Here is a 25,843-nt window from a genome sequence, read left to right as displayed (position 1 = left end):
CGTGTGTCGGGGGACCATGAACAAAATCGAGCCCGGGATCGGAATCAGCCGCCGCTACCTCCACGACGAGGTCGCCGAGCGCATGCGCGAGCTGATCCGGTCCGGCGAGATGGAGCCGAAGGCGCGGATCAACGAGGGCGAGCTGACCGAGCGCTTCGGGATCTCGCGGACCCCGCTCCGCGAGGCGATCAAGATCCTGGCGACGGAGGGTCTCCTCGAGCTGCTCCCGAACCGCGGGGCCCGCGTCGCCAGCATCTCGGACGGCGAGCTCGAGGAGATGATGGAGGTGATCGCCGGCCTCGAGGCGACGGCCGGCGACCTCGCCTGCCGGACGATCACCGACGCCGACATCGACGCCCTGGTGGTCGATCACGACGCGATGGTCGAGGCCTGGAAGGCCGGCGACGAGGCCGGCTACTTCAGCCACAACCGCCGGATCCACGAGGGGATCATGGCGGCGAGCCGCAACACGATCCTCGCCAACATCTACGAGAGCCTGTCGGGCCGGATCCAGCGCTCGCGCTACTCCGCCCACCAGACCCCGGAGCAGTGGGCCCGCGCGGTCTCCGAGCACGAGCGGATGATCGCGCTGCTGCGCGCCCGCGACGGTGCCGCCCTGGCCGTGCTGATGCGCGAGCACATCCGCGGGAAGAAGTCGGTGATCGCCGCCAATTACGGTGCCGCGGAGACGGCCTGAACGCCTCGGCCGCCGCGGGCGGCCGGCGTCATCGAGGAGGCGCGCGATCAGCCGGGCATCCCGGTCATTTCGAACCAGAACGACGCGCCCGGCGTGCGCGAGTCGTTCGCGTAGAGGAACGGGATGTCGGGGCCGGCGCCGCGGGCGGCGAACACCGTCCTGACCCGGGCGCTCATGGCAGGGTCCTGGCAGATGTACATCACCGGCACGGTTACCCGGAACGGCGGCGCGCCGCACAGCAGCATCGCCGCGAGCAGGTACTGCTCGTTGTACAGCCGGCAGTTCCACGCGGACGGGTAGTCGTCCGGGATGAAGATGTCGTGGATCTGCACGATCACGCCCGGCGCGAGGCGCGGCATGACCTCGAAGAAGAACACGGTCACGTCCGAATTGGCGAAGGAGCGGTGCGATCCGTCGAAGAACAGGATGTCGCCGGCCTTCAGTTCCTCGAAGATCTTCAGGTCGCAGGCTTCGAGCGGGCTGCGCACGGTCCAGTCGCAGAGGGCGTCGATCTCGCGGCGCGGCATCGGATCGATGGAGGTGATCCGCGTCGGCAACGTCAGGGTATCGATCGCGTGCCGCGCGAAGCAGGTGGAGCAGCCGGAGCCGATCTCGAAGAATCGCGCGGGGCGCTTCCAGGCCAGCATCGTCATCAGCGCGGCGCCGTCGAGGGCGGTGAACCACGTGTTGTTCCAGTGGGGTGTGGCGGCGCCGGCCATTGGGGCGTCGTGCGGGACGCTGTGCAGCAGGTCCGCTTGCGCCTCGAGTTCGGTGAGGAAGCGATCGTAGGCCGCGTGGGACCGGCCGAGCACCGCCTTGAGCTGGCCGTGCGGCGCCCGGCCCGGCGTCCAGCGCGACGACGGCACGACGGGGTAGTAGTCGTGGACCGTGTGGCTCCAGCGGAACGCCTCCCGGCTCGCCCGGAAGATATCCACTCCCGCCCGGCGGCCCGCGCTCCTGACGACGTCCTTCAGCATGATCTGTCCCCGGTTCGGGCGAACAATGCCGGTACTGCAACTTACGGTCGAGTCAGGCGGAACACCTACGCAGTCCGACCTGCGCGCAGGGTTAGGACGCGATGAAAGCGTGGCCTTCGGACCCGCTTCGGATCGGACGGGCCGCCCGCACCGGCCTCGCGGCTGCGGCTGCTCCGCTCAGGCGGCGCTCGGCGCCCGCAAACCCGCCACGAGATCGGTGAAGCGGTCGCCCTGGACGATCACGTGGCTGCGGAGGACGTCCGCGGCGCCGGCCTCGTCGCCCGCGATGATCGCGGCGACGATCGCCTCGTGCTCGGCCAGCGATTGCGGCAGGCGCTGGCGCACGCGCAGCTGCAGCCGCCGGTACGGGGCGAGACGGCGATGGAGCGACAGCGCCTGCTCCGCCAGGAACGCGTTCCGGCTCGCGCGGTACACCACCGTGTGGAACACGTAGTTCTCGGCGTAGTAGGCCTCGGTGTCCTCGGTCGCCAGGGCGGCGCGGCAGCCCTCCAGCGCGGCGCGCAGCGCGGCGGCGTCCTCGGCGACGAGGCGGCGCGCCGCGAGGCGGCCGCACGCCGCCTCGATCTCCGCCATCGTCTCGAACATGGCGAGCAGCAGGTGCGGCTCGGGGGCGCTGACGATCGCGCCGCGCCGGGGCTTCGTCTGCACGAGCCCGGTGACGGCGAGCTGCAGCAGCGCCTCGCGGATCGGCGTGCGCGAGACCCCGAAACGGGCCGCGAGCTGGTTCTCGTCGAGCCGCGACCCCAGGGCGAGCTCGCCCGAGACGATCTCGTCCTCGATACGCTGCCTCAGCCGCTGCGCGTGGCTCATGCTCCCGGTTCCTCCCCGATGATCGGGCCGCGCGACGCCCCGCCCGTTGAGGCCGGCGGATGTTCGACGCACGCGAACATTATGCTGGAGCATTGACAAAATATACAAGCCGGTTTTCCATGCATACAACGAAGCGCCGCACTATTGCGGCGCACAAAAGTACGCCGCGTTGTTTGCGGTGCGGGAGAGCTTCATGACGCCCACTCGTCGCTCGCTGATCGCGGCCACGCTCGCGGCACCGGCCATCCTGCGGTTCGGCCTGAACAGCGCCCAGGCGGCCACGACGCTGAAGCTGTCCCACCAGTTTCCCGGCGGCACGATCGACGAGGGCGATTTCCGCGACCGCATGTGCCGGAAGTTCGCCAAGATGGTCGGCGAGCGCTCGAAGGGCGCCCTGGACGTCCAGGTCTACCCGGGCTCCTCGCTGATGAAGACGAACGCCCAGTTCGGCGCCATGCGCAAGGGCGCGCTCGACATGTCGCTCTACCCGAGCCCGTACGCGGGTGGCGAGATCCCGGAGCTCAACATCGGCCTGATGCCCGCCCTGGTGACGTCCTACGCCCAGGCGGTGGCGTGGAAGGCGGCTCCGGTCGGCCGCAAGCTCACCGAGATTCTGGACGCGAAGGGCATCATCCTGGTCTCCTGGGTCTGGCAGGCCGGCGGCGTCGCGAGCCGGGAGCGCGCCCTCGTGGCGCCGGCCGACGCCAAGGGCATGAAGGTCCGCGGCGGCTCGCGCGAGATGGACATGATGATGAAGGAGGCCGGCGCGGCCACCCTCTCGATCCCGTCGAACGAGTCCTACGCGGCGATGCAGACCGGCGCCTGCGACGCGGTGATCACCTCCTCCACGAGCCTGATCTCCTTCCGCCTGGAGGAGCTGTCCAAGGCGCTGACCTCGGGGCGCGAGCGCTCCTACTGGTTCATGCTCGAGCCGATCATGATGTCCAAGATCGTGTTCTCGGGCCTGCCGAAGGAGCAGCAGGACCTGATCATGGCGGTCGGCACGGAGCTCGAAGCCTTCGGTCAGTCCGGCGCGAAGGAGGACGACACCCGGGTCGAGGAGATCTTCGCCAAGGCCGGCGCCAAAGTCGTCCAGGTCGACGAGAAATCCCTCGGCCAGTGGCGGGATCTCGCCCGCAACACCGCCTGGAAGGATTACGCCGCCAAGAACGCGAACTGCGCGGAGCTGCTGAAGCTCGCGGAGCAGGTCGCGTGAGCCACGGCTTCGACGCGGCCACGGCCGCTCCGGAGGCGCGCGGGGCCGAAGAGCCGCGCCTGCCGGGCCTCCTCGGCGCCTTCGACCGGGGCATGCGCCTCCTGAACAGGGTGATCCTGGCCCTGGGCGGTCTCTGCCTCGTGGCGGCCTGCCTCGTGCTCACCCACAGCGTCGTCGTCCGCTACCTCCTGAAGGAGCCGACGGAGTGGCAGGACGAGATGGCGGTGTTCCTGATCATCGGGGCCACCTTCCTGTCGGCGGCCGGCGTCCAGGCCAAGCGGGGGCACGTGGCGATCGAGGCGTTGACCGGTCTCCTCCCGCCGGCCGCGAACCGGGTGCGGCTCCTCCTGGCCGACCTGGTCAGCCTCGCCTTCTGCCTGTTCTTCGCGTGGAAGAGCTGGTCCCTCGATCACGAGGCCTGGGTCGACGGACAGGTCTCGCAATCGACCTGGGGGCCGCCGCTGTGGATCCCCTACACGCTCATGTCCGTCGGCATGAGCCTGCTGTGCCTCCAGTTCGTCCTGCAGATCGCGGAGGCCCTCGCCTACGGGCCGCGGGCCGCCGGATGGGCGCAGCCCAAGATCGGGCTCGGGGCCGACGTCAATCGCGACATGCACGGGGCGGCCGAGGTCGCGCCCCGAGGACCGGATCCGCTGGGTCAGACCGTTTCCGCGAAGGTTGAACGATGAGCACGGCCGCGATCGGCTTCCTGTACGCGGGCGCGACCCTCGGGGCGATGCTCTCGGGCATCCCCATCGCCTTCGCGCTGGGCTTCGTGGCGCTCACCTTCATGGTGGCGTTCATGCCCGGCGCCTCCCTCGATACGGTGGCGCAGAACGTCTACGAGGAGATGGCCTCGATCACCCTGCTGTCGATCCCGCTCTTCATCCTGAAGGGCGCTGCCATCGGCCGGTCCAAGGCCGGTCAGGATCTCTACACGGCCATGCATGCCTGGATGCACCGCATCCCGGGCGGCCTGGGCATCGCCAACGTCTTCGCCTGCGCGCTGTTCGCCGCCATGGCGGGCTCCAGCCCGGCCACCTGCTCGGCGATCGGCTCGGCCGGCATCCCGGAGATGCGCAAGCGCGGCTACTCGCCGGGCTTCGCGGCCGGGATCATCGCGGCGGGCGGCACGCTCGGCATCCTGCTGCCGCCCTCGATCACCATGATCCTGTACGCGGTCGCGGCCGAGCAGTCGCTCGGGCGCCTGTTCCTCGCGGGCATCGGGCCGGGTCTCCTGCTGGTGGGCCTGTTCGCCGCGTGGTCGATGGTGCGGTTCCGCTCCGAGTACGCCGCCGCCAAGGAGGCCCTGGAGCGCGGCGGGCCGGCCTCGCCGATCCTGGCCGACGAGCAGTACAGCATGGCGCAGCGGTTCTCGACGCTGCCGCGGGTCCTGCCCTTCGTGGTCCTGCTCACCGGCGTGATGGTGGCGCTCTACGGCGGCTACGCCACGCCGTCCGAGACCGCGGGCCTCGGCGGGCTGATGGCCCTGGCGCTGATCGCCGCGATCTACGGCGTCTGGCGCTTCCGCGACGTCACGCCGATTCTGACGGCGACGCTGCGGGAATCGACCATGCTGATGCTGATCATCGGCATGTCGCTCCTCTACGCCTACGTGATGAGCTACCTGCACATCTCGCAATCGGCCGCCGCCGCGATCGTCGCGATGCAGCTCTCTCCCTGGGTACTGCTCGTGACCATCCTGGCGCTGGTGATCGCGCTCGGCTTCTTCCTGCCGCCGGTCTCGATCATCCTGATGACGGCGCCGATCATCCTGCCACCGCTCAAGGCCGCCGGTTTCGACCTCGTCTGGTTCGGCGTCGTGATGACCATCACCATGGAGATGGGCCTGATCCACCCGCCGGTGGGCCTGAACATCTTCGTCATCAAGAACATCGCCCCCGACATCCCGCTCTCGGACATCATCTGGGGCACCTTGCCCTTCGTGATCCTGATGGCGGTGGCGATCCTGATCCTGTGCCTCGTGCCGGGCATCGCGATGTGGCTGCCGGACCTGCTGCTGACGACGACGCGGTAGGTCGAGACGCGCAACGAGTCCGCGCGGCGGGCCCCTCTCCGCCCGGAGAGAGGCCCGCCGCGTGAGGAGACGCGGTCGAGCGAGCGCCGCGTTCCGCGCAGCTACCACCCGCGTCGGCGCTCTGGCCGCCGCGCCCGGAGCCGCCTATGGCAGCGCGCGCGCCGCGCCGCGCAGATCTCGAGCTCCGGATCGAACCATGAGCCTCACTTCCGTGCGCGCCTTCTTCGCCGAGAAGGCGCCCGACATCGCGGTCATCGTCCTGGAAACCAGCACCGCGACCGTCGCCGAGGCGGCAGAGGGCCACGGCGTCGTCCCGGCGCAGATCGCCAAGACGCTCTCGATCCGCGTCGGCGAGCAGGTCGCCCTGGTGGTGACGCGCGGCGACGCGCGCCTCGACAACCGGAAGGCCAAGGCCGCCTTCGGCGGCAAGGTGCGGATGCTCGATCTCGGCGAGGTCGAGGCCGTGACCGGCCATCCGGTGGGCGGCGTCTGCCCCTTCGGCCTGCCGACGCCGCTGCCGGTCTACTGCGACGTCTCGCTGAGGGCGTTCGACGAGGTGGTGCCGGCGGCCGGCAGCACCCACAGCTCGGTGCGGATCGCGCCGGCGCGTATGGCCGAGCTCACCGGCGCCGCCTGGGTCGATGTCTGCGCGCTGCCGGGCTGAGCGGCGTGGTCAGCGCCGTTCCCGCTCCGCACGAGGCGCGGGTCCCCTCTCCCGTGCGGGAGAGGGACAGGGTGAGGGATCAGGTCTGTCCGGACGAGGCGCGCGCGGTCAACGCAGGATCGCGCGCTTGATCCTGAACGTTCTCGTCCCTCACCCCAACCCTCTCCCGCACGAGAGAGGGGGCATGGCGCCACTGTCTCGACACCGAAGACGCCTTCCCTCCGGACTGTCGCGGCACGACCGGGAGCGGTCCTAGCGCCCGGTCCAGTTGGGCGTGCGCTTGCCGAGGAAGGCCTCCATGCCCTCGCGGAAGTCCTGGCTCATGTAGCACATGAGGATCAGGTCATCGCCGGGATGCGGGGCGCCCTCGGCGCCGGCCTCCTCCTCGGCGAGGCGCCGCAGCCCCTCCTTGGTCGCCTGCATGGTCAGCGGCGCGTGGTTGGCCAGCAGCTGCGCCAGGGTGTCCACCCGCTCGGTGAGCGCGGCGCGATCGTCCACCATCTCGCCGATGAGCCCGATGCCGAGCGCCTCCTCGGCGCCGACGAGGCGGGCGGTGAAGATGATGTCCTTGACCCGCGCCGGGCCGATCAGGCCGGAGAGGCGCTTGAGGTTGCCCTGGCTCAGGCAGTTGCCGAGGGTGCGGGCGATCGGGAAGCCGAATCGCGCGTCGCGGGTGGCGATCCGCAGGTCGCAGGCTGCCGCGATGGCCGCGCCGCCGCCCGTGCAGGCCCCGGCGATCGCCGCGATGGTCGGCACCCGCAGCCGCTCCAGGGAGCCCAGCACCTTGTCCATGAAGCGCTCGTAGCCCAGCGCGTCCTCGGCGGTGCTGAAGTCGCGGAACTGGGCGATGTCGGTCCCGGCCGCGAAGGCCTTGTCGCCCGCGCCGGTGATGATCAGCGCCTTGACTGCCGGATTCTCGGCGATCGCCTCGCAGCAGGTGATCAGGCCCTGATACATCGCGAAGGTGAGCGCGTTGCGCGCCTGCGGGCGGTTCAGGACGATGCGGGCGATGCCGGCCTCGTCGATGGTGAACAGCAGCTCGTCGGTCGCGGGCTTGGCGGTCATGCGCGGCGTCTCCGGGTGGCGGCGTCAGGCCGCGGTCTCGCGGACCACGCCCCGCGCGATCAGCGCGTCGATCTCGGCCGGCGCGTACCCGGCCTCGGCCAGGATCGCCCGGGAATGCTCGCCGAGCAACGGGGCCGGCCCATGCACGCGTCCCGGCGTCTCGGAGAACTTCACCGGCAGGCCCAGGGTCTTCATGCGCCCGACCCGCGGGTGATCCACCTCGACCACCATCTCGCGGGCGAGCGCCTGCGGGTCGCGGTGCATCGCGTTCACGTCGAGGACCGGTCCGGCCGGCACGCCGCCGGCCTCGAGCCGGGCGAGCCACTCGGCCGAGCTGTGGGCCCGGAAGATCGGCGCGAGGGTCGCGGCGAGGTCGTGCCGGTTGGCCATCCGGTCGCGGTTGAGCGCGAAGCGCGGGTCCTCGGCGAGGTCGTCGGCGCCGATGGCCTTGAGCAGGCGCAGCCAGTTGGTCTGGTTGGCCGCGCCGATCGTGATCCAGCCGTCGGCGGTCTCGAAGGCCTCGTAGGGGGCGTTCAGCGGATGGGCCGAGCCCATCGGGCCGGGCGCGATCCCGGTCGCCATGGCGATGGCCGACTGCCAGTAGGTGTGGGTGATGCCGGCCTCGAACAGCGACGTGTCGACCGCCTGCCCCCGGCCCGTCCGGAGCCGGTTCGCGTAGGCGGCCAGGACGCCCATGGCGGCCAGGATGCCGGCGGTGATGTCGGTGACCGGCGGCCCGCACTTCATCGGCGGTCGCCCGGGGCCCTCCCCGGTCACCGACATGAGGCCGCTCATGCCCTGCGCCACGAGGTCGAATCCGGCCCGGTCGGCGTAGGGACCGGTGCGGCCGAAGCCGGAGAGCGAGCAGTAGACCAGCTCGGGGAACTCGACCTTCAGGGTCTCGTACCCGATCCCGAGGCGCTCCATCGTGCCGCCGCGGTAGTTCTCGATCAGGGCGTCCGCGCCCTTGAGCAGGCGGCGCAGGACCGCGACGCCGTCCGGATCCTTCAAGTCGAGGCTGATGCCGCGCTTGCCGCGGTTCATCATCATGTAGGCGGCGCTCTCGCCCTCGAGGGCGGGCGGGACGGTGCGACGGGTGTCGTCGCCCTCCATCTTCTCGACCTTGATCACCTCCGCGCCCATATCGGCGAGCATCAACCCGCAGACCGGCCCGGCCATGATGTGGGCGAGCTCGATCACCCGCATCCCGGCGAGCGGGCCCGACCGCTTCATCGTTTCCGCCATCGCGCGCTACTCCCCGGCCGGCACGGTGGCCGCGGGGGCGACCGGCGGCGTGACGGGATCCACGAACTCCCGCTCGGGGTGCATGGTGAAGGCCAGCGCGGCGCCGAGCAGGCACAGGCCGATCGAGCCGACGAAGGGCAGCGTCCAGCTCCCGGTCGCGTCCACGATGACGCCGAAGACGATCGGCGAGACGATCGCCGCCACGGCCGAGCCGGTGTTCATCAGCCCGCTGGCGGTCCCGGCATATTTCGGCGCGATATCCATCGGCACGGACCAGATCGGTCCGATCACGAGCTCGGCGAAGAAGAAGCCGGAGGACAGGAGCAGCGCCACGAGCGTCAGGTCCCGTGTCATGAACACGCCGGCGAGGCTGGCGGCGGCCCCGAGGAAGCCGATCACGATCACCGACAGGCGCGCGAGCTTCACGTTGCCGGTGCGGTGCAGGATCGAGTCGCTGAGCATGCCGCCGACCGTGTCGCCGACGACGCCCGCGAAGAACACGCCCGAGGCGAACAGGGCCGAGTTCTTCAGGTCGAGGCTGTAGTTCTCCTTGAAGAAGCTCGGGAGCCAGCCGAGGAACAGCCACAGGGTCCAGCCGTAGCAGAAATACGTGATGGAGACCGGCAGCATGCGGCGGGTCAGGGCGCCCCACGGCACGCTCTGCTTCGCGCCGACCTTGCGGGGCGGCGGCAGCGTGTCGAGCTCCGCCTTGGTGATCGCCGGATGCTCGGACGGGTCGTCACGGAAGTACAGCCACCAGATCGCGACCCAGACGAAGCTCACCGCGCCGAGGATCACGAAGCTGGTCCGCCAGCCGAAATGGTAGATCAGGAAGGCGACGATCGGGGGCGCCACCGCGTTGCCGAGCCGCGCGAAGGCGTGGGTGATGCCCTGCGCGAAGCCGCGCCGGCCGGGCGCCGTCCAGTTCTGCATGGCGCGGGTGGCGGTCGGGAAGGTCGCGCCCTCGCCGAAGCCGAGCAGCACCCGGGCCAGGAACAGGCTCACGAGACCGCCGACCATGCCGGTCAGGATGGTCGCCGAGGCCCAGATCACCCCGCAGGCGAGCAGCGTGCGCCGGGCGCCGAACTTGTCGCCGACCGACCCGCCGATCACCTGGAAGATCGCGTACGGGTAGGCGAAGGCCGACAGGATCAGACCGAAATCGGTCTTCGACATGCCGAAATCGCGCATGATCTCCGCGCCGGCCGTGGCGATGTTCACCCGGTCCAGATAGGTGATGAAGTACATCACACAGAGCAGGCCGAGCACGCCGTTCGTGGCGCTGAAGCGCTTCGACATCGACCGTTCCTCCCATGGGGCGCCGCCTCTCGCGGTCGCCGGGCGCCTCGGCGTCGCGGCCGGGCACCTTCTCGTAATGCATTATTCAAACGCGTTGCGAGGCGGAAGGCAACCGCCGACCTGCATCCGGCACGCGAATTCCTCGTTCGCGCTGCAACTGAAAACGGGGACCCCAGGGTCCCCGTCACAGGTCGTTCGCCGCTACGAGACGCTGCGGCGGTCAGGCCGTCGCGGGCCGCAGCTGGCCCTGCTCGGCCTCGGCCGCGGTGCCGAGTGCCTTGCCGCGCGGCCCGACCCAGGTCCCGACCCACTTCCGCTGCCAGAGCGCGAGGCAGCCGAGGACGACCGCCGTGAAGGCGGCGTAGCCGACGAAGCCCAGCGAGAACGAGCCGGTATACTGCTTGGACAGGCCCATGACGTTCGGCAGGATCGCGCCGCCCAGCGCCCCGATCTCGCCGATCATCGAGCCGGCCACGGCCGTGTTGGTCGGCCAGCGCAGCGGAACGAGCTGGAACAGCGCGCCGTTGCCGGCCCCGAGGGCCGCGAAGCACAGCATGAACAGGAGCGTCGTGAGCGCCAGGGAGGGGGTCGCGGTCAGCGACAGCAGCGTGGCGATCGCCGCGAGCAGCACCACCGACAGGACCGCGATCCCGCCCATCCGGTCGGCGAAGTAGCCCCCGACGATCCGGATGCCCGAGCCCATGAAGGCCGCCAGCATGGTCAGGCGCCCGGCCTCGACCTTCGTCACCGCGAACTGCTCGTAGAAGAAGGTCGGCAGGAAGTTCGAGAGGCCGATGAAGCCGCCGAAGGTGATGACGTAGATCAGCGAGAACGCCCAGCCGTCCTTGGTGAACAGACAGGAGACGTGCTCCTTGAAGGTCTGGTGCTCGCAGTCCGGCGGCTCCTTGGCGAGCACGATCATGATCGCGAGGGGCAGCAGCATGACGACGCCCGCGAAGGCGTAGGTGGTCTGCCAGCCGTAGGCCTGGGCCAGCGGCGGGGCGAACAGCACGGCCAGCACGGTGCCGGAATTGCCGGCGCCCGCGATGCCCATCGCCAGCCCCTTGTGCTCCGGCGGGAACCAGCCCGAGCCGAGGGACAGCGCGACGCCGAAGGACGCGCCGGCGATGCCGAGCAGGACGCCCATGGCGAGGACGTCGTTGTAGGAGGAGACGAAGAGATAGCCGTAGGCCATCGCCAGCATGATCACGCTCATCTCGGTGATCGCGGCGTTCTTCCGGCCGATATACTGGGCCAGAACGCCGAGCGGGAAGCGCATCAGCGCTCCGGCGAGGATCGGCAGCGAGATCATGAAGCCGGTCTGGGCCGGCGAGAGCTTGAAGGTCTCGGTGATAAACGGCCCCATGGCGCCGTTCAGGACCCAGATGGCGAAACAGAAATCGAAGTAGAGGAATGCCGCGAACAGCGTCGGGGGGTGACCCGACTTCATCACCGTTTTGAAGCTGGCCATAGCTGGTGCTCGTCGTAAGTGGGCGAACCGCCACGCGGTCGCTCATGCCGGGGATCCGGACTCACACCGTCCGCTGTTTGGAGCGCCGTTGCTCCGCCGCCGCAGCAGGCGCGGCTGAGTAGGCAATGCAGCAAGCGTGCCATACCGCACGGGACGCGTGCCGCGCGGTCCGGCCGGCTCCGGCGGTCTCCGGGCCGGACCTCCGCCCGCCGAGTCGCTGCCGCTCGGCGAGGCAGGCGTGCCGAGTAAACGGGCGCCCGCCCGACGCGCTCACGGATCGGTGAGCGACGCCGCCGAAATCATTGCTGCACGAGGGCAACACAGGCGCGGAGAAACGACCCGGAAGACCCTGTAAGTTGCCCTCGATCAACGTCGGCAACTTGGCGGTAAAGCGCGACCTTTGCTAAGCCCCGGGATGAGCTGCGCCGCGACTTCGTGCGGGCCCGCTCGCCTGCGCGTCGCGGCAAGCCCCGGCGACGCCTCCCGAGGAATTCGAACCATGTCCGCCCCGATCCGTCGCCTTCTCCTGGCCGGCTTCACGGTCCTCGCCCTCGCCTCCACCGCGCACGCCCAGGGCCGCGGCCCGGTGGGCGAGGCCGGGATCGACGGGTTCGGCGATGACGGTCAGCTCTACCAGGATCAGAACGGCGCGCTCTACGTCCGTCGCGGCGGCCGCTACCTGCCCTATACCGGCCGCACCGACTTCGTGCGCCCGGCACCGCCGCGCCCCGCCGCGCAGGCCCCGGTCGCGCCGCCGCCGGCCGCCACCCTGGAGACGGACGATCCGACGGTTCCGGCCCGCCCGGGCAGCGTGCCGCCGGCAGAGGGCCTGTCGCCCCTGGAGGCCGCCAAGGCCAAGGCCGTCCTCCGCGCGCCCGACAACGAGCCGATCGACTACGCCAAGGTTTACGGCCCGATCACGGACGACGTGTTCCCGGTCCAGGCGTTCAATTACAAGAAGATGAACCCCGCGTTCCTCCGCCAGGAGATCGCCTATCACGGGCCCTACGAGCCGGGGACGATCATCGTGGACCCGCGGGCGCACCAGCTCACCCTGGTCGAGGCGAACGGTCGGGCCCGGCGCTACGGCGTCGGCGTCGGCAAGCAGGGCTTCTCGTGGTCGGGTACCGCGACGGTGAACTCCAAGCAGGCCTGGCCGGACTGGTACCCGCCGAAGGAGATGATCGCCCGCAGCCCGAAGCTCGCCAGCGAGGTCGACAAGCTGCAGAGCGGCCTCGGCGTCGCCGGCGGCCTGCGCAACCCGCTCGGGGCCCGCGCCATGTACCTCTGGCAGGGCAACAAGGACACGCTGTTCCGCATCCACGGGACGCTGGAGCCCTTCTCCATCGGCAAGAGCGTGTCGTCGGGCTGTATCCGGATGATCAATCAGGACGCGATCGACCTGTTCAGCCGCGTCCCCGTCGGCAGCAAGGTGGTAGTGCTGAACTGAAGCCGGGCCGAACCGTCGGACTGAACGCCGCCGGTCGCGGACCGGCGGCCCGCGGGATCAGGTCAGCCCGCGGCGGTGCTCGCCGAGGATCCGCCGCACCGTCCCGGCCTCGGACCGGTAGACCAGGGTCTCGGTCTGGATCCGGTCCGGCCTGAAGCGCACGCCGCGCAGGAGCGCCCCGTCGGTGATGCCCGTGGCGGCCACGATGACGTCACCGCTCGCGAGGTCGGTCAGGTCGTATTTCCGGTCGAGATTCTCGATGCCCATCTCGGCGGCCCGGCGCCGCCGGTCCGGGGTATCCAGGATCAGGCGCCCCTGCATCTGGCCGCCGATGCAGCGCATCGCGGCGGCCGCCAGCACGCCCTCGGGCGCCGCGCCGGTCCCGAGATACAGGTCGATGCCCGTCTCCTCGGGGCTCGCCGTGAAGATGATCCCGGCGATGTCGCCGTCCGAGATCAGGCGCACCGCCGCGCCGGCCGCCCGCACCTCGGCCACGAGGGCCGCGTGGCGCGGCCGGTCGAGGATCAGGGCGGTGATCTGCTTCGGATCGACGCCCTTGGCCCTGGCCAGCGCCAGGATGTTGTCGGTCGGGCTGGCGTCGAGATCGACGAGCCCGGGCGGGTAGCCGGGCCCGATGGCGATCTTCTGCATGTAGACGTCGGGCGCGGCGAGGAGCGAGCCGCGCTCCGCCATGGCCATGACCGCGATGGCGCCGGGCATGTCCTTGGCGCAAAGGGTCGTGCCCTCCAGCGGATCGACCGCGATGTCGACCTCGGGCCCTTCCCCGAGACCGAGCTGCTCGCCGATGAACAGCATCGGCGCCTGATCGCGCTCCCCCTCCCCGATCACCACGGTGCCGCGGATCGGCAGGCCGTTGAGTTCGTCGCGCATCGCGTCGACCGCCGCCTGGTCGGCCGCCTTCTCGTCGCCCTGGCCGCGCAATCGGGCGGCGGCGATGGCGGCACGCTCCGTCACGCGGGCCAGTTCGAGGGCGAGCGTGCGCGGGACGCCGCGCGATGCCGGCTTGGGGGCCTCTTCCATGGTTTCCTGCCTCTGGCCGGGTCCGATCTTGGGGTCGGATCCCGGATGGATACCGTCGGATGACGGCCGCGCAGCGTATACGCCGGTTCGCTAAGGCCCACTATCCTGCATCAAGCGGTGGCGGGTCACGCTACCGTATGCACTGTTATTCACGCTCGATCCGGATCAGCTGCGGCGGCTCCGCCAGCAGCCCGTCGGCGCCGATGGCGTCGAGCGCGTCGCGGATGTTGCCCTCGGTCGCCGCGTAGGTGATCAGCACCAGCGGCACGGGCCGGCCGGAGCGGCCGCGCGGATCGGCCTCCGGCCCCTCGACGCGGCGCTGCAGGATGCTCTCCAGGGAGATGGATCGCTCGGCCATCCGCTGCGCGACGCCGGCCGCGACGCCGGGGCGGTCGTGGACGGTGAGGCGGATGTAGTAGCCGCCCTCGTGACGCTGCATCTCCACGCGCTCGCTGGCGCGCATCGCCGCGGCCGGAACGCCGAAGGTCGGGCGGATCACGCCGCGCGCCACGTCGGCGATGTCGGCCACCACCGCGGAGGCCGTGGCCTCGCCGCCGGCGCCGGGACCGATCAGGGTGAGCTCGCCCACCGCGTCCGCGTCGATCGTCACGGCGTTCGTGACGCCCATGACCTGCGCGATCGCCGAGGATTTCGGCACCATGGTCGGGTGGACCCGCTGCTCGATGCCGGCCTCGGTCGCCTGCGCGACGCCGAGCAGCTTGATCCGGTAGCCGAGCTCGTCCGCCATGCGCAGATCGAGGGGCTGCACCCTGGATATGCCTTCGACCGACACGCCGTCCGCGTCGACCGCGGTCCCGAAGGCGAGGCTCGTCAGGATCGCGAGCTTGTGCGCGGTGTCGAACCCCTCGACGTCGAAGGTCGGGTCCGCCTCGGCGTAGCCCAGCGCCTGCGCGTCCTTCAGGCAGGCCTCGAAGGTCAGCCCCTCGCGCTCCATGCGGCTGAGGATGTAATTGCAGGTGCCGTTGAGGATCCCGTAGACGCGGGAGACCGCGTTGCCCGGCAGGCCCTCGCGCAGGGTCTTGATCACCGGGATGCCGCCGGCCACCGCCGCCTCGAAGGCGAGGGCCACGCCCTTCGCCTCGGCCTGCGCGGCCAGGGCGGCGCCGTGGCGGGCCAGCAGCGCCTTGTTGGCGGTCACCACCGGCTTGCCCGACGCCAGCGCCGCCTCGACCACGGCCTTGGCCGGCCCCTCGGCGCCGCCGATCAGTTCGACCACGCAGTCCACGGATTCCGATCGGGCGAGCGCCACCGGGTCGTCGAACCACGCGATGTCCGACAGGTCGAGGCCGCGGTCCCGGCCGCGGTCGCGCGAGGAGACCGCGGTGACGCGGATGTCGAGGCCCGCCGCAGCGAAGGCGGCGCGGCGGCGCTCGATCATCCGGACCACGGACGCACCGACGGTCCCGAGTCCGGCGATCCCGAGGCGAAAGCTCACTGTCATGACCCCTTCCGTGCCCGGGCGACCGCGATGGGCCGGGCGCCCGATGCGGCGCACTTCTGCAAGAATTCCGCCCCGCCCGCAAGGAATCGGCCCGGAACCGCGGGGCGTGTCACCCGGCGGTCTCCCGGTGGCGGATCGCCGTCGCCACGAGGGCGTACAGGACGACGGCGTTCAGCACATGCCAGAGCGGGTGCGTGCCGGTCGGCAGCAGCGCGCAGGCCGCCCGGTCGGCGGTCCGCGCCGCGAGCGAGATCAGGAAGAGCAGGCCGATGCCGGCGAGCCGCCGCTCGGTCCCGACGAAGCGCTCCTCCGGCCGCCGCGCGGCCGCCCAGGCGACGCCGAACAGCGCCAGCAGGGCGGGCAGGTAGTCGACCGAGCCGTTGGTCAGCCGCGCGACGTCGAGGCCGGTCAGGCCGTCGAGAAGAGGCGTGAGCGCGAAGCCGAGGAGGGCGAACCCCCCGGTCGCCGCCGCGACCCGGACCGGTGCCAGCCGCAGGAACCGGGACAGCGCCAGCGCGAGATAGGCGTAGATGAACAGCGCGATCGGCACGACGTCGGCGAGCATCGCCCAGTAGACCGCCAGGGTGTGGAACAGGAACGAGCCGACGCCCACCGCAGCGATCAGGGCCGCCAGCCCGAGGCAGGTCCGGTCCGGCGGATCGGCCGCGGCGGCGCGCCGCGCCGCGGCGGCGGCGGCCAGCAGGAAGGCCGCGTTCGACAGCGCGTTCGCGGGCTCGGCCCAGAAGTCCGGCCCGCCCCGCTCGCAGTAAGCCGACACCGGCTCGAACCAGTTCATCCGCCGGCCCTACTTCCTCGTCCTTGCGCCGGGATGGCCTTGTCAGCGCGGCGCGAAGCGCGGATGACGGCCGGGCGGCGACCGGAAGCGAGGCGATGCGGATCACCACCTGGAACGTCAACTCGATCAAGCAGCGGCTCCCGCACCTGCTCGGCTTCCTGGAGGAGGCGCGGCCCGACGTGGTCTGCCTGCAGGAGCTCAAGTGCCAGGACGAGTCCTTCCCGCGGGCCGACATCGAGGCGGCGGGCTACGCGGTCGAGACGCTGGGGCAGAAGGCTTATAACGGTGTGGCCCTGCTGGTCCGGGCGCCGCTGGCCATGTCGAAGATCCGGCGCGGGCTCCCGGGCGACGCGGACGACGCGCAGGCCCGCTACATCGAGGCGCTGATCTCCGGCGCGGACACGCGCCCGGTGCGCGTGGCGTCGATCTACCTGCCGAACGGCAACCCGGTGGACAGCCCGAAATACCCGTACAAGCTCGCCTTCCTGGAGCGGCTGCGGCTCCACGCCCGGGCGCTGCTGGAGGACGAGATCGCGGTGGTGCTGGCGGGCGACTACAACGTCATCCCGGAGGCGGCCGACGCGGCCGATCCGGAGGCGTGGCGCTCGGACGCCCTGTTCCTCGGGACGACCCGGGCGGCGTTCCGGGCGATCCTCGCCGAGGGCTACACCGACGCCCTGCGCGCCTGCGATCCGCGCGACGGGCTCTACACCTTCTGGGATTATCAGGCCGGGTGCTGGCAGCGGAACGCCGGCATCCGCATCGACCACCTGCTGCTCTCGCCCCAGGCCGGCGACCGCCTGGTCTCGGCCTCGGTCCAGAAGCACTTGCGCGGGCTCGACAAGCCGTCGGACCATGTTCCGGTCACGGCGGAGCTGGCGGCCGGGTAGAGCCGCGATCGGGGGAAACGACGATGATCATCTACGGCAGCAGCGTGTCGCCCTACGTGCGCAAGGTGCTCGTGGCGCTCTACGAGAAGGACGTCGCGTTCGAGCATCGCCCGGTCGGCTTCCACGCGCCGGATCCGGACTTCCGGGCCGCGAGCCCGATGGGGAAGATCCCCGCGATGGAGGATGCCGGGTATCGCCTCGCCGATTCGAGCGCGATCCTCGACTATCTCGAGCGGCAGCATCCGGCGCCCGCGCTGATCCCCGAGGACGCGCGGGACGCCGCCCGCGCCCGCTGGTTCGACAAGTTCGGCGAGTGCGAGCTGACCCGCCAGGTGCTCGTGCCGTTCGTCGAGCGCTTCCTGAAGCCGCGCCTGTTCAAGGTCGAGGGCGACGAGGCGCTGGCGCAGCGGACCGTCGACACGGCGCTGCCGCCGCTGTTCGACTACCTCGAATCGCAGATCGGCGGGCCCTACCTCGTCGGCGGCCGGTTCGGCATCGCCGACATCGCCGTGGCGGCGCCGTTCCACAACCTGCGGCTGGCCAAGGTCGCGGTCGACGGCGCCCGCTGGCCGAAGCTCGCCGACTGGGTCGCGGCGACGCTCGAGCGGCCGTCCTTCACCGCGGCGATCGCCGCGGCGAAGAGCTGAGGGCGGCTCAGCGCCGCTTGCGGATCGAGCCCACGGTCTGGAGCTGCGTCTGCGCCTCGGCGCGGTCGTCCTCGCTGGCGGCCGCCCAGTTCTTCTCGTAGAGCGCGACGATCCAGTCGTCCTTGCGGCTCTCGGCGCCTTCCCGGGCGAGGGAGAGCCACATCAGGCCCCGCACCCGCTGGATCGGGATGCCGCCCAGGCCGTTGACCAGCATGTCGCCGAGCAGCGCCTGCGCCGGATGGTGGCCCTTCTCGGCGGCGAGGTTGAACCAGCGCGCGGCCTGCCGCGGGTCGGCCTCGACGCCGGTGCCGTCGAGGTAGAGCCGGGCGAGATTGTACTGCGCGTTGGGGTCCCCGTAGTAGGACGCCGCGTAGTTGAACATGTCGTAGGCGCGCTCGGGATTGGGGCGCACGTAGGTGCCCTTGATTCCCTCCAGGAAGTAGGTGCCCAGCGCCGTGAAGGCGCTGCCCAGGACCGCCGAGTTCTGCGGATCGGGCCCGTCGTCGGTGCTGGCATCGGCGATCCGCGAGAAGAACTCGAACGCCTTCAGGTCGTCGTGCGGGACGCCGTCGCCGTCGGCGTACATCCGGCCGAGCTTCCACAGCGCCAGGGCGTGGCCCTGGCCGGCCGCGTACTCGAGGGCGCGGGCGGCACCCTGCTTGTCGCCGGCATTGTACTCCCGCATGCCGGCCCGGAGCGCGTCCTTGGCCGAGCGGTAGCTCTTGTCGGCGACCGGGACCTGCACGGGCGTGCGGACATTGGCGTCGAGGGCGCGCGACGGCGCGACCGGCAGCGCGAGCAGGGCGAGCGCCCAGGCCGCGACCGCGAGCCCGCCGACGCACCGGAACCGACCGGGATCGGCCCCGGCCGGCGCCCGGCGCCGGCTGAGGTCAGTCCTAGACGTCCGCATAGCTCTGCGTCTCCTTGGCACCTCCCGGATGGGTGACGGCGCCGTACAGGGCCGGGCCGACGCCCTGCGCGTATTTCCAGAGGTAGCCGGAGGTCGCGGTGTTGGGCCGCGCGGTCCAGGCCTTGCGCCGCTCGGCCAGTTCCGCGTCGGACAGGGCGACGCTGAGCGTGCCCTGGATCGCGTCGAGGGTGATCACGTCGCCGTCGCGGAGCAGCCCTATCGGGCCGCCCACGGCGGCCTCGGGGCCGACATGGCCGACGCAGAAGCCCCGGGTCGCGCCCGAGAAGCGCCCGTCGGTGATCAGCGCGACCTTGTCGCCCATGCCCTGGCCGTAGAGGGCCGCGGTGGTCGACAGCATCTCGCGCATGCCGGGGCCGCCCCGCGGACCCTCGTAGCGGATCACGAGGACGTCGCCTTCCTTGTAGCTGCGCGCCTGCACGGCCGCGAAGCAGGCCTCCTCGCCGTCGAACACGCGGGCCGGGCCGGTGAAGACCTGCTTCTCGGCCGGGATGCCGGCGACCTTCACGATCGCGCCCTCGGGGGCGAGGTTGCCCTTGAGGCCGACGACGCCGCCGGTCGGGGTGATCGGGCGGTTGGCCGGGTAGACCACGTCCTGGTCCGGGTTCCAGGTCACCCGGTCCATGTTCTCCGCGATGGTGCGGCCGGTGACCGTCATGCAGTCGCCGTGCATGAAGCCGTGGTCGAGGAGCGTCTTCATCAGCAGCGGGATGCCGCCGACCTCGAACATGTCCTTGGCGACATAGCGCCCGCCGGGCTTCAGGTCGGCGATGTAGGGCGTGCGCCGGAAGATCTCGGCCACGTCGAACAGCGTGAACTCGATGCCGCACTCGTGCGCGATCGCCGGCAGGTGCAGCGCCGCGTTGGTCGAGCCGCCCGAGGCCGCCACCACCGTGGCGGCGTTCTCCAGGGCCTTGCGGGTGACGATGTCGCGCGGGCGGATGCGCTTCTCCAGAAGCTCCATCACCTTCTCGCCGGCGGTCGCGCAGAACTTGTCGCGGATCTCGTAGGGGGCCGGGGCGCCGGCCGAGTACGGCAGCGCCAGGCCGATCGCCTCGGAGACGGTCGCCATGGTGTTGGCGGTGAACTGCGCGCCGCAGGCGCCGGCCGACGGGCAGGCGACCTGCTCCAGCTCGTCGAGATCCTCGAGGCTCATGTCGCCGACGGCCACCTTGCCGACCGCCTCGAACAGGTCCTGAACGGTCACGGGCTTGCCACGGAACGAGCCCGGCAGGATCGAGCCGCCGTAGATGAAGATCGAGGGCACGTTCAGGCGGACCATCGCCATCATCATGCCGGGCAGCGACTTGTCGCAGCCCGCCAGACCCACGAGGGCGTCGTAGGCGTGGCCGCGCATGGTCAGCTCGACCGAGTCGGCGATAACCTCCCGCGACGGCAGCGACGCGCGCATGCCGCCGTGGCCCATGGCGATGCCGTCGGTGACGGTGATCGTGCAGAACTCGCGCGGCGTCCCGTTGGCGGCGGCGACGCCCTTCTTCACCGCCTGCGCCTGGCGCATCAGCGAGATGTTGCAGGGCGCGGCCTCGTTCCAGCACGAGGCGACACCCACCAGCGGCTGGTGGATCTGCTCGCGGGTCAGGCCCATGGCGTAGAGGTAGGAGCGGTGCGGGGCGCGGTCGGGCCCCTCCGTGACGTGGCGGCTCGGCAGCTTCGACTTGTCGTTCAAACGCGTCACCATGACTTCAGACCAAGCCTTCGCAGCCGATCCCGAGGGTGCGTTGAACCGCGGCGCGTCGCCGTTCGCGAAGCGCCGGGAAATCCGTCCGCGTGCTCGGGAAGTCCTCGTTTCCGAACGGTAAATCGTTGTCGAGATTGCCGTTTACCGCGGATGTTGAGGTGGGCCCGGACTATGGCGGGATCGCGGCGTTTACGGGCAGGTCTCGGGGCGGAGCGGGGATCGTTTTACGGTGTTGCGACCCCGCCACAGCCACGCTTGCGGCGAATTCGCCGGCGGCGACAAGATGAAGGACAATGGCCGGGCGCGAATGGGGCGCTCCGACGATGCGCAACTTGTCTTCAGGCAGGCCGAGGATCTCCCGGGCGCGATCCCCAGGAAACGCGGCAATACGGCGCCCGGAAAGTCGCGGCATCACTATCCGTCCGCGGGGATGGCGCCGACAATACGCCGGCGCACGCGTCGAGCGACCTGCCGCGATCCAGGCGCGACGAGGCCGGCGCCCGCCGTTGCTTGAGGCTCGCGAGGCCGCCGGGCCCGCGGAGCGGCGGGATCCGCGCCCGTTCGTGAGGTGCGGCCGGCCAGACCGAGCGGCGCCGGCGCCGCTCTCCGCCGCCGATCTGACGGCTCCCGCTGGCCCGCACGCGGCATGCGGCGACCGGCACGGTCAACCCGTCCGTCGCCGCGCGTCCGGGATCACAGGATCACACGACGCCGTGATCGCTGCCGGACCTGCGCTCAGGCCGCTCCAGCGTGGGGCGCGGGGATCTCGGTCGAGATGGCGTCCACCGTGCGCGGCATCGGGCTGCCCTGCCCATCCGTCCGCTGGATCCGCACCTGCTGATTGACCGGCTGCATGTTGCCGAAGGGTGTCGAGAAGGCGATCTCCGCGGCGTCGCGCCCGACGCCGATCCGCACCAGCCCGTCGAGGTCGGCCTGTCGGGTGGCGTCGAACAGCCACCAGCGCCCGTCCAGATAGGCCTCGAACACGGCGTGGAAGTCGCTCGGGACGAGGCCATGGGCGTAGCAGCTCACGAACCGGGCCGGGATACCGAGCGCCCGGCAGAAGGCGGCGCCGATATGCGCGAAGTCGCGGCAGACGCCGGCGCGCTTGAGCAGGGACTCGTCCGCGGTCGTCTCGCCGTCGCTGGTGCCGGGCTGGTAGGCGATGTGGTCGTGGATCCAGTTGCAGATCTGGTTCACGCGCGCGTGGCCCTTGGGCAGAGCGCCGAATTCGGCCAGCGCGAAGGGCGTCAGCCGGTCCGAGGAGACGAACCGGCTCGGGAGCAGGAACGGCAGGATGTCGAGAGGCAGTTGTCCGATGGGCGTCTCGTTGATGGTCGCCGGGTCGGCCCGATGCACCGTGAGGTCGACCTCGGCGTTGTACTCCAGCGCGAACTGACCGGTCGGCACGTTGACCGCCAGATAGCGGTTCTGGAGGTCAGGGGTCGTGTAGAGATCGCGCTTGAGGTTCGGCGTCAGGACCAGGCTCTCGCTCAGGATCTCGACGCTCTTCAGCTTCGCCACCTCGAGATTGAAGATGAAGGTGGTATCCGAGAGGATGTTGTAGGACAGGCTGCAACCGAGGGTGTAGCGCATCGGATCTCCTTGCCGGATGACGGCCCGTCCGTCGTCCAAGCAAGGGGCGCGCCCGATCGTCGGTTCCGGCTCGATGGCCGTTCGATCGGGGCGATGCGGGCAAGACACAGGTGCCGCGTCGGGCGGGCGGCGCCGCCGTCATCGCGAGCGCAGCGAAGCGACCCAGGGCAGCGCGACATCGCCGGCCGTGGCGCATCCCTGGATTGCTTCGCTCCGCTCGCGAGGACGGCCGCGGCGACGGAGCCGGTCTCAGCCGCGCTCGGCGGCATCCCTCGGGAGCAGCAGCACCGTCAGCGAGCGGACGCCCTGCGCGCCGTGGATCAGGACCCCCTCGATGTCGGCGGTCGCCGACGGGCCGGTATGCAGCACCGCGTAGGCCGAGCGGCCGAATTCCGGCCGGCGGTAGGCCGCCTGCACGTTCGGCACGATGTCGGCCGGATCGAGCAGCACGACGAGGTGCTGCGCGAGGTAGCCGACCGCGTTGACGATCAACTGATCCTGGGTGAACAGCACCGAGCCGGTCTCGGCGATGCCGAACACCGCCCGGACCACCGCCACGTCGACGTCCTCGACCTCCTGGGGCGCGCGCACGCCCCGCAGATCGCGGTTTCCGGTCAGCTCGGGGACCGCGGAGGCGACGACCTTGGCGGCGTCGAGGCGCTCGCGCACGCCCGCGAACACGTCGCCGGCACCGGGCTCGGCCACGCGTCCGCCCATGCGCTTCAGCCGCTCGCCGAACTCCGCCACGAGGTCGTCGCCGACGAGCGGCGTGAACAGCGGCACCTCCGGCAGCGGGAAGTCGCCGGCCGGCCGGTTCCTGCGGATGCCGTCGAGGATCGCGTCGCGGGCGCTCATCGACCGGTGTCCTTCATGCGGTTCTGCTTGTACCAGGCGTGGAAGGTCTGGCGCGGCGCGTCGGGCATCTCGCGCTTCTTCCCCCAGGTGTTGAGCGGGTTGTAGACCGCGAAGCGCGGCAGGACCTTCAGCGCGGAATCCGCCGCGCCGATCGCCGCCCGATAGGCGGCCGGGCGCGAGAGCACGGCGCCCGCGGCCTTCATCATGCCCTGCTTGAGCGCCGGGATCTGGTGCTCCTCGACCAGCACCTTCCGCCACGCGAAGATCTGTTCGTGGATGTTGATCTTCACCGGGCAGACGTTGGTGCAGGAGCCGTTCATCGTCGAGGAGAACGGCAGCGTCGAGTATTTCCGCTTGTTGAAGGTCGGATCGATGATCAGCCCGATCGGCCCCGAATAGGTCGCCCCGTAGGAGAGCCCGCCGGACCGCCTGTAGACCGGGCAGGTGTTCATGCAGGCGCCGCAGCGGATGCATTTCAAGGAGGTCCAGAACTCCTCCATGCCGAGGCGCTCGGATCGGCCGTTGTCGACCAGCACCATGTGCATCTCGGTGCCCGCGCGGGGCGCGCGGAAGTGCGAGGTGTACTGGGTGATCGGCGAGCCCAGTGCCGAGCGCGACAGCAGGCGGATGAACACGCCGAGATGCTCGACCTTCGGGATGATCTTCTCGATGCCGATGGAGTGGATCTGCAGCGGCGGCACGTTGCCGGAGAGGTCGGCATTGCCCTCGTTGGTGCAGGTCACGACCGTGCCCGTCTCGGCGATCGCGAAATTGCATCCCGTCATGCCGGCATCGGCCTTGAGGATGTAGGGCCGCGTGGTCTCGCGCTGGCTCTCGGCGAGGTAGTGCGCGTCGTCGTTGTCCGGATCGGTGCCGAGCGTCTTGGCGAAAACCTCGGCCACGTCCATCCGCGTCTTGTGGACGGCCGGCGCCACGACGTGGCTCGGCTCCTCGTTGTCGAGCTGCTGGATCCGCTCGCCGAGATCCGTCTCGATGACCTCGATGCCGTTGGCCGCCATGTGGTGGCGGAAGCCGCACTCCTCGGTGAGCATCGACTTCGACTTCACCAGCGTCCTGGCGCCGTGGCTCCGCAGGATCTCCAGCACGATCCGATTGTGATCGGCGCCGTCCTTCGCCCAGTGCACGTGGACGCCGTTGGCCTTCGCGGCCGCCTCGAACTGCTCGAGATACCGGTCGAGATGGCTCAGCGTGTGGGTCTTGATCTGCGAGGCGAGCTCGCGCAGCTCCTCCCATTCCGGGATCCCGTGCGCGGAGGCGTCGCGCTTCTTGCGCAGGTCCCACAGGCGCTCGTCGTGGGCCGCCTGGTGCAGCGGCGCCGCGAGGAAACGCTCGGCGGCCTCGGACTGGTTGATCGGGCGATCGCCCCGGATCTTCGCGCCGCGCGGCTGCGGCTCCCGGGTCTGCGGCGCGCGGATCGGCTTCGAGGCGGCCTCCGCGTGCTGGAGACGCCGGCCGTCCGGCGCCCGCTCGCTCTCGTCGTGGCCGGCCCGCACCTCCGGGTGGATGACGCCTTCGCGCTCGCGCGGGTTGAGGTCCTCGACGCTCATGCGGCGGCTCCGTTCAGCACCTGCGCGATGTGAATGTACTTGAGCGGCAATCCCAGACGCTCGGCGCAGCCCTTCTGGTGCATCAGGCAGGAGGAATCGGCCGACACGACGTAGTCCGCCCCGGCCCGGTTCTGATCCGCGACCTTGTCGTAGCCCATCTTGGCCGAGACGGCCGGCTCGAACACCGAGAAGGTGCCGCCGAAGCCGCAGCACTCGTCCGGCCGGGCGAGATCGACGAGCTCGACGCCCTTCACGAGGCGCAGCAGGTCGAGGGGCTTCGAGAAGTCGGGCTTCACCAGCTCGGTCGGCCGCGCGTGATGGATGCCGCGCAGGGCGTTGCAGTTGGTGTGATAGGCGACCTTGTGCGGGAAGTTCGCCCAGGGCAGGTCCTCGACCTTCAGCACGTCGTGCAGGAACTCCACGAGCTCGTAGGTGCTGGCGCGGACGTGGCGGACCTCGTCGGTCTGGGGGATCGCCGTCAGGTGCTCCCGTACCTGGTGGACGCAGGAGCCCGACGGGGCGACGACGTAGTCGAAGCCGGAGAAGTTCTTGACGAACAGCGCCTCGGTCGCGGCGGCCTCGGCGTGGCAGCCGGTATTGGTCATCGGCTGCCCGCAGCAGGTCTGGTCGAACGGATACTCGACCGTGCAGCCCAGGCGCTCGAGGAGCTCGAGGGTGGCGATCCCGACCTCGGGCTCGAAGGCGTCGACGTAGCACGGCACGAACAGGCCGACCCGCATGGTCTGGCAACTCCCTGACTAACCCGGCCCGGTGGCCTGGAACGGTTCAAGACTGGCCCAGGGTCTACCGGATGGGGCGATCCTTGGCGAGATCGCTCACTGCGGCACCGTGCCCGCTGTAACCGGTCGCCGCTGCCTCCCCGCGCCCGGCCTCGGCCCGCGCGCGATCGCCCGCGCGAAGCCGGGGAGTTTTCCCGGGGAGCGATGCCGCGCGCTTGATTTCCGACGCCCCAGAGTCGAAGGACGTCTGGAAGCGTTCCGAAGAGATCATCACCATGGAAGAACTGCTCGCCCGCGTCACCACCCGCACCGGGCTCGACGCCGCGACCGCTCAGACCGCCATCGGGCACATCCTGGCCTTCCTGCAGAAGGAAAGTCCTGCCGCCGAGGTCGGCCAGCTGCTGGCGGCCCTGCCGGGTTCCGAGGCGCTGATCGCCGAGTCGAACGCCGGCGAGAGCGGCGGCGGCGGCCTGATGGGCATGCTCGGCGGCATGATGGGCGGCGGCGGCGTCATGGCGCTCGGCCAGAAGCTGATGGCCGCCGGCGTGCCGATGGGTCAGATGCAGCCCCTCGGCCAGGAGCTGTTCGCCTTCGGCCGCGAGAAGGTCGGCGAGGACGCGATGGGCCCGATCATCGGCTCCATCCCCGGGCTGAACCAGTTCGTCTGA

General features: G+C 70.6%; 24 protein-coding genes. 9 read left to right on the top strand and 15 right to left on the bottom strand.

What is annotated here, in order from left to right; translation table 11 throughout:
• Positions 1-16 precede the first annotated feature (16 nt).
• On the top strand, positions 17-697 hold the full coding sequence (locus ACTJK8_RS16715) for a GntR family transcriptional regulator (protein ID WP_012319859.1): 681 nt from the start codon (positions 17-19) through the stop codon (positions 695-697).
• A gap of 47 nt (positions 698-744) precedes the next feature.
• Here the strand turns inward: ACTJK8_RS16715 and ACTJK8_RS16710 are convergent, their stop codons facing one another.
• Both ACTJK8_RS16710 and ACTJK8_RS16705 read right to left on the bottom strand, forming a co-directional pair.
• Positions 745-1,674, bottom strand: coding sequence for a class I SAM-dependent methyltransferase (locus ACTJK8_RS16710; RefSeq protein WP_012319860.1), 930 nt, complete (start codon positions 1,672-1,674; stop codon positions 745-747).
• Between the two features lie 177 nt (positions 1,675-1,851).
• Positions 1,852-2,505 carry a GntR family transcriptional regulator gene (locus tag ACTJK8_RS16705; RefSeq protein WP_012319861.1) on the bottom strand — a complete coding sequence of 218 codons (654 nt, stop codon included), beginning with the start codon at positions 2,503-2,505 and terminating at the stop codon, positions 1,852-1,854.
• A gap of 193 nt (positions 2,506-2,698) precedes the next feature.
• On the opposite strand from ACTJK8_RS16705, the gene dctP reads away from it, so the two are divergent.
• From dctP to ACTJK8_RS16685, 4 genes are all read left to right on the top strand, one after another.
• Positions 2,699-3,721 (top strand): TRAP transporter substrate-binding protein DctP, encoded by a 1,023-nt coding sequence (gene dctP / locus ACTJK8_RS16700; protein ID WP_012319862.1) that lies wholly within the window; start codon positions 2,699-2,701, stop codon positions 3,719-3,721.
• Positions 3,718-4,410 carry a TRAP transporter small permease gene (locus tag ACTJK8_RS16695; protein ID WP_012319863.1) on the top strand — a complete coding sequence of 231 codons (693 nt, stop codon included), beginning with the start codon at positions 3,718-3,720 and terminating at the stop codon, positions 4,408-4,410. The genes dctP and ACTJK8_RS16695 overlap by 4 nt, the downstream gene beginning before the upstream one ends.
• Positions 4,407-5,759, top strand: a complete 1,353-nt coding sequence (locus tag ACTJK8_RS16690) for a TRAP transporter large permease (RefSeq protein WP_012319864.1) — start codon at positions 4,407-4,409, stop codon at positions 5,757-5,759. Before ACTJK8_RS16695 ends, ACTJK8_RS16690 begins: the two co-directional genes overlap by 4 nt.
• 196 nt (positions 5,760-5,955) lie before the next feature.
• On the top strand, positions 5,956-6,423 hold the full coding sequence (locus tag ACTJK8_RS16685; RefSeq protein WP_012319865.1) for a YbaK/EbsC family protein: 468 nt from the start codon (positions 5,956-5,958) through the stop codon (positions 6,421-6,423).
• A gap of 252 nt (positions 6,424-6,675) precedes the next feature.
• Here ACTJK8_RS16685 and ACTJK8_RS16680 read toward each other — a convergent pair whose 3' ends face one another.
• From ACTJK8_RS16680 to ACTJK8_RS16665, 4 genes are all read right to left on the bottom strand, one after another.
• Positions 6,676-7,488: an enoyl-CoA hydratase/isomerase family protein gene (locus ACTJK8_RS16680; protein WP_012319866.1), complete on the bottom strand. Its 813-nt coding sequence runs from the start codon at positions 7,486-7,488 to the stop codon at positions 6,676-6,678.
• Positions 7,489-7,512: 24 nt separating this feature from the next.
• Entirely contained in the window at positions 7,513-8,733 is a 1,221-nt protein-coding gene (locus tag ACTJK8_RS16675) for a CaiB/BaiF CoA transferase family protein (protein WP_012319867.1), read from the bottom strand.
• 6 nt (positions 8,734-8,739) lie between these two features.
• Complete coding sequence (locus ACTJK8_RS16670) at positions 8,740-10,032, bottom strand: MFS transporter (RefSeq protein WP_012319868.1); 1,293 nt, start codon at positions 10,030-10,032, stop codon at positions 8,740-8,742.
• A 220-nt stretch (positions 10,033-10,252) separates the two neighbouring features.
• A complete protein-coding gene (locus tag ACTJK8_RS16665) occupies positions 10,253-11,503 on the bottom strand; it encodes a nitrate/nitrite transporter (protein WP_024829634.1) in 1,251 nt (416 codons plus the stop codon).
• Between the two features lie 499 nt (positions 11,504-12,002).
• On the opposite strand from ACTJK8_RS16665, the gene ACTJK8_RS16660 reads away from it, so the two are divergent.
• A complete protein-coding gene (locus ACTJK8_RS16660; protein ID WP_012319870.1) occupies positions 12,003-12,953 on the top strand; it encodes a L,D-transpeptidase in 951 nt (316 codons plus the stop codon).
• 57 nt (positions 12,954-13,010) lie between these two features.
• Here ACTJK8_RS16660 and glpX read toward each other — a convergent pair whose 3' ends face one another.
• The 3 genes from glpX to ACTJK8_RS16645 all read right to left on the bottom strand — a co-directional run bounded on the left by glpX (position 13,011) and on the right by ACTJK8_RS16645 (position 16,252).
• Positions 13,011-13,994 (bottom strand): class II fructose-bisphosphatase, encoded by a 984-nt coding sequence (glpX, locus tag ACTJK8_RS16655; protein ID WP_012319871.1) that lies wholly within the window; start codon positions 13,992-13,994, stop codon positions 13,011-13,013.
• 145 nt (positions 13,995-14,139) lie between these two features.
• Positions 14,140-15,456, bottom strand: coding sequence for a homoserine dehydrogenase (locus ACTJK8_RS16650; protein ID WP_024829633.1), 1,317 nt, complete (start codon positions 15,454-15,456; stop codon positions 14,140-14,142).
• 109 nt (positions 15,457-15,565) lie between these two features.
• Entirely contained in the window at positions 15,566-16,252 is a 687-nt protein-coding gene (locus ACTJK8_RS16645; RefSeq protein ID WP_440762238.1) for a ceramidase domain-containing protein, read from the bottom strand.
• A 95-nt stretch (positions 16,253-16,347) separates the two neighbouring features.
• Between ACTJK8_RS16645 and xth the strand changes: the two genes are divergently transcribed.
• Together xth and ACTJK8_RS16635 are read left to right on the top strand one after the other, a co-directional pair.
• Positions 16,348-17,142 (top strand): exodeoxyribonuclease III, encoded by a 795-nt coding sequence (gene xth, locus ACTJK8_RS16640; RefSeq protein ID WP_012319874.1) that lies wholly within the window; start codon positions 16,348-16,350, stop codon positions 17,140-17,142.
• A 23-nt stretch (positions 17,143-17,165) separates the two neighbouring features.
• Positions 17,166-17,789, top strand: coding sequence for a glutathione S-transferase family protein (locus ACTJK8_RS16635; RefSeq protein WP_012319875.1), 624 nt, complete (start codon positions 17,166-17,168; stop codon positions 17,787-17,789).
• Between the two features lie 7 nt (positions 17,790-17,796).
• Here ACTJK8_RS16635 and ACTJK8_RS16630 read toward each other — a convergent pair whose 3' ends face one another.
• The 6 genes from ACTJK8_RS16630 to ACTJK8_RS16605 all read right to left on the bottom strand — a co-directional run bounded on the left by ACTJK8_RS16630 (position 17,797) and on the right by ACTJK8_RS16605 (position 25,175).
• Positions 17,797-18,699 carry a tetratricopeptide repeat protein gene (locus ACTJK8_RS16630; RefSeq protein ID WP_024829629.1) on the bottom strand — a complete coding sequence of 301 codons (903 nt, stop codon included), beginning with the start codon at positions 18,697-18,699 and terminating at the stop codon, positions 17,797-17,799.
• The gene (ilvD, locus tag ACTJK8_RS16625; RefSeq protein WP_012319877.1) at positions 18,686-20,416 is read right to left on the bottom strand and encodes a dihydroxy-acid dehydratase; all 1,731 of its coding nucleotides are present in this window, start codon (positions 20,414-20,416) and stop codon (positions 18,686-18,688) included. The genes ACTJK8_RS16630 and ilvD overlap by 14 nt, the downstream gene beginning before the upstream one ends.
• A gap of 735 nt (positions 20,417-21,151) precedes the next feature.
• The gene (locus ACTJK8_RS16620) at positions 21,152-22,012 is read right to left on the bottom strand and encodes a transglutaminase-like domain-containing protein (protein WP_012319878.1); all 861 of its coding nucleotides are present in this window, start codon (positions 22,010-22,012) and stop codon (positions 21,152-21,154) included.
• Positions 22,013-22,261: 249 nt separating this feature from the next.
• Positions 22,262-22,867, bottom strand: coding sequence for a LutC/YkgG family protein (locus ACTJK8_RS16615; protein ID WP_024829628.1), 606 nt, complete (start codon positions 22,865-22,867; stop codon positions 22,262-22,264).
• Positions 22,864-24,435: a lactate utilization protein B gene (locus ACTJK8_RS16610; protein ID WP_024829627.1), complete on the bottom strand. Its 1,572-nt coding sequence runs from the start codon at positions 24,433-24,435 to the stop codon at positions 22,864-22,866. The genes ACTJK8_RS16615 and ACTJK8_RS16610 overlap by 4 nt, the downstream gene beginning before the upstream one ends.
• Positions 24,432-25,175: a (Fe-S)-binding protein gene (locus ACTJK8_RS16605; RefSeq protein ID WP_063110873.1), complete on the bottom strand. Its 744-nt coding sequence runs from the start codon at positions 25,173-25,175 to the stop codon at positions 24,432-24,434. The genes ACTJK8_RS16610 and ACTJK8_RS16605 overlap by 4 nt, the downstream gene beginning before the upstream one ends.
• A gap of 275 nt (positions 25,176-25,450) precedes the next feature.
• Between ACTJK8_RS16605 and ACTJK8_RS16600 the strand changes: the two genes are divergently transcribed.
• A complete protein-coding gene (locus ACTJK8_RS16600) occupies positions 25,451-25,843 on the top strand; it encodes a DUF2267 domain-containing protein (protein WP_440762237.1) in 393 nt (130 codons plus the stop codon).

The organism is Methylobacterium sp. 22177 (assembly GCF_052045615.1).
GTDB classification, from domain to species: Bacteria; Pseudomonadota; Alphaproteobacteria; order Rhizobiales; family Beijerinckiaceae; genus Methylobacterium; species Methylobacterium radiotolerans.
Note: the sequence above shows the minus strand (reverse complement) of the source record. Positions and strands in the feature narration are given on the sequence as shown.